At 70.6% G+C, this 1227-nt stretch carries 1 protein-coding gene; it reads left to right on the top strand.

The features are described 5' to 3' along the window. Positions 1-1227: response regulator (locus FJV41_RS49180; RefSeq protein ID WP_141649513.1), on the top strand; the 1227-nt coding region annotated here is incomplete at both ends.

The raw sequence follows: 1227 nt of genomic DNA, 5'->3' as shown, positions 1-1227 counted from the left end.
GGTGGGGCGGCGGGAGGCGTTGGAGGAGGCGACGCTCGTCGTGCACAAGCTGCATGGGACGGCGGGCAGCTATGGGTTCACGGAGGTGAGCCTGTCGGCGGGGCGGCTGGAGGACGTGCTGCGGTCGGCGAAGGACGTCTCGCGGTTGGACTGGGGCGTGGTGGACGCGGCGTTCCGGGAGCTGGCGAGGACGGCGTCGGTGCCGGTGAAGTCCGCGCGAAAGGAGGGCCCCGCGGCGGTGTTGCCGACGGAGGGGGTGTTGTTGGTGGTGGACGAGGACGCGCGGGTGTTGGCGGAGGCGGAGCGGTTGGGGCGTGCGCACGTGGTGCGGGTGTTGCCGGCGCGGACGGCGAGCGAGGCGGTGGCGGTGGCGCGCAAGCAGTGGGTGGATGGGGTGCTCATCCACATGCATCTGGGTGGGGAGATGGGGGGCATCCAGGCGGCGCATCAATTGCGGTCGGTGGAGGGCCTGGGTTCATTGCCCCTGGGTTTCACGGAGGCGGCGGGAGGGTTGGAGGACCGGGTGGCGGCGGCGCATGCGGGGGCGTCGTTGTTCCTGCCGAGGCCCTTCACGGCGCAGGACTTCGCGGCGGCGGCGGAGCGGATGGTGGCGGCGCGGCGGCCGGAGCGCGCGCGGGTGTTGGTGGTGGACGACGACCCGGAGGCGATTGCGGCGTTGGTGCACTCGCTGGCGAGCGAGCAGGTGGAAGTGGTGGGGTTGGGGGATGCGCACCAATTGATGGAGGCGTTGGCGGAGCATCGGCCGGACCTGTTGTTGTTGGACGTGCAGATGCCGGGGCCGAGCGGGTTTGATTTGTGTCGCATCCTGCGGTCGACGCCGGCGTGGCAGGAGTTGCCGGTGTTGTTGATTACGGCGCACCTGGGGTTGGAGTTCCGGCTGGCGGCGTTCCAGGCGGGGGCGGACGACTACATCTCCAAGCCGGTGTTGAAGGAGGAGTTGAGGGCGAGGGTGCAGGCGCGGCTGGAGCGGGCGCGGCTGTCGCGGGAGCGGGCGGAGCGGGATGCGTTGACGGGGTTGTTGTTGAGGCGGCCGTTCATCGAGGGGCTGAGGGCGAGGCTGTCGGAGGCCCAGCGTCAGCAGCGCCCGTTGGCGTTGTGTTTCCTGGATGTGGACCACTTCAAGCGGGTGAATGACCGGTATGGGCACCTGGCGGGGGACAGGGTGCTGACGCGGCTGGGGCGGTTGTTGGGGGCGCGCTTCCGGAG

Origin of the sequence: Myxococcus llanfairpwllgwyngyllgogerychwyrndrobwllllantysiliogogogochensis, assembly GCF_006636215.1 — a bacterium.
Taxonomy (GTDB): domain Bacteria; phylum Myxococcota; class Myxococcia; order Myxococcales; family Myxococcaceae; genus Myxococcus; species Myxococcus llanfairpwllgwyngyllgogerychwyrndrobwllllantysiliogogogochensis.
The sequence above is the reverse complement of the archived record's forward strand: the minus strand, read 5'-3'. Positions and strand labels throughout refer to the sequence as shown.